Annotated in this window: 3 protein-coding genes and 1 pseudogene; 1 reads left to right on the plus strand and 3 read right to left on the minus strand. The window is 70.0% G+C overall.

The features are described 5' to 3' along the window. From C1I97_RS35975 to C1I97_RS35985, 3 genes and pseudogenes are all read right to left on the minus strand, one after another. Positions 1 to 365 (minus strand): annotated as a pseudogene (locus tag C1I97_RS35975) (integrase); the annotation flags it as partial. Between the two features lie 92 nt (positions 366 to 457). Beyond that, positions 458 to 865 carry a PIN domain-containing protein gene (locus tag C1I97_RS35980; protein ID WP_111007127.1) on the minus strand — a complete coding sequence of 136 codons (408 nt, stop codon included), beginning with the start codon at positions 863 to 865 and terminating at the stop codon, positions 458 to 460. Further along, entirely contained in the window at positions 862 to 1,137 is a 276-nt protein-coding gene (locus tag C1I97_RS35985) for a hypothetical protein (protein WP_109376692.1), read from the minus strand. The genes C1I97_RS35980 and C1I97_RS35985 overlap by 4 nt, the downstream gene beginning before the upstream one ends. Before the next feature lie 488 nt (positions 1,138 to 1,625). Here C1I97_RS35985 and C1I97_RS35990 point away from each other — a divergent pair. After that, positions 1,626 to 2,045: hypothetical protein (locus tag C1I97_RS35990; RefSeq protein WP_146608413.1), on the plus strand; the 420-nt coding region annotated here is incomplete at its 3' end.

Consider the following 2,045-nt stretch of genomic DNA (forward strand, 5'->3'; position numbering starts at 1 on the left):
TCGCGGGCCAGGCGCAGGACCAGGGCGCGGATCGACCGGACGGGGGGTGGGCGTCCGCGCCGCTTCGGCAGGCAGGTGGCGGCATGTCGTTGCTTGAGCAGGTTGCGGTGCCACCGCATGATCGTGTCGGGGCGTACCAACAGCAGGAACCGGCGCAGCTTCTCCCTCGGGAGGCGGTGGAGCAGGCCGGCGAGGATGGCGCGGTCGGTGTCGGTGAAGGTGGGCTTGCCGACTTGGCGTTGCAGGACCAGCAGTTGGTGCCGCAGGGCCAGGATTTCGATGTCCTTGTCTCGGTCGCTCATCGGCAGCAGGCGCGGGAGCGCCAGGGTGTTGGTCGCGGCGAGGTAAGCCAGGCGGAGCAGCACGGCAGATGATGATGCCGCCGTCCAACCTCCATGTGAACGGCGAGGTACGGGCCGCGAGACCGCGGGACTCCCGGCGCCGCCCCGACTGCCCGTCAGAGGTCTCTGATCGCCACGCGGTCGCCGCACAGCTTTGACCAGTCGTCGCGGTCGGAGGTCAGGACGAGCACGGGGGCCGGTGACCGGAGGGCCATCGCGGCGACGAGGGCATCGATGGCGTATTTGTGGCCGTGGAGGCCGCCGGCGTCTTGCAGCAGCCGCACCGCCGTCATGGAGTCGGCTTGGTTGACTTCCTCGGCCTTGAGTCGGGAGAGCACCCAGTGCAGTCGCGCGGTGTCCGTCTTGCCGTGGACGGCTTCCACGATGGTCAGGACAGAGACCAGCACGGGAACGCCCTCCCGGCGTGCGGCCTCGATCCTGACGACCATCCGTCGGTCGTTATCCAGCAGCAGCGACAGAGCCTGCGAGTCCAGGACGATGGAACGGGCGGGCGGTTTCCTCACGCGGCACTCTGCCCGGCCGCGCCCGGCTCCTGTCCGTCACCGAACAGCTCGCGGTGCGCGGCCTGGACCTCCTGTTCGGTGAGGGGGCCGTGTTCAGCCTCGTGGGCGGCAACGATCTCGGCGAGCCCGTCCATGGCCAGCTGATGACGGACGGCCTCGGTGATGTAGGCGGATACCCCGCGCTTACCGGTGCGGGAGCGCAGCGCACCGACGAGGTCGGAGGGCATGGACACGGAGATGTTCTCCGTGCTACCGGGCCTGGAAGTCTTCACACCCCCTAGTGTACGACATGGTTTATTACAGCACCCTGTGCGGGCCGGCTGCTCTCCTGGGCGGGCCGGCCATCAGGCGGCCAGCCGCCGCCCCGAACGCTACCGGCAGCGATCCCGCCGCCGTCCGTCCCCGAGCGGGACGGCGGGCGCCGGGGCCTGCACCTATCTGTTCCGCCACCGCACCTAACGGTGCCGCGCGCTCATCCTGCTGGCCATGGGGACGGTCGCCTACATCACCGTGCACAGCCTCGCCGGCGGGCTGACCTCGCTGCTGACCACCCCCGGGCCGAAGCCGGGGTAATCTCCGCCGCCGGCATCTTCGGCCTGTTCCTCTCTTGGGCCGCGCCGACCTGCGGCAGTCCCGACTGTGCGGGGCATCGCGGGCTCGACGATCTCACCGGGCGTGGGCGTCGACGGTCGGCGAAACGGTACGGCATGAGGTCCGGTATGGGATAACGAGCGGCCACCGGCATCGGTAGGGTCTGCACATGAGCGACCCGCCGGTGTCCGGTACCGTGATCACCCCGTATGCGGCTTTCCTTGACGATCTGGGGCGTGAGCCGTCGGCGGCCGAGTGCGAGCGGTGGGCCAGGGAACACCCCGGTGCCCCGGAGGAGCCACGTGCCCTGGTGGATGCGGGTTGGTTCACGGCGCGCGGCGGCCGGCACGAGGAGGCCCTCGCGCTCTTTCGCCGCGCGGTGGAGTTCGGGGGCGAGTTCGGCAGGGACGCCCAGGTCGGCATCGTCGACCAGCTGTACGCGCTGCGCCGCGGGCAGGAAGCCGAGGAGGCACAGCGCGCGCTGCGGGCCGAACTCGACGCCCGGCCTGCAAAATTCACGGATCTGCGGATCTTCGATGACATGGTCGAGGTGCTGACCGAGGCCGGCGAGAACGAGTCGGCCCTTAAG

Origin of the sequence: Streptomyces sp. NTH33 (assembly GCF_003236365.1) — a bacterium.
Taxonomy (GTDB): domain Bacteria; phylum Actinomycetota; class Actinomycetes; order Streptomycetales; family Streptomycetaceae; genus Streptomyces.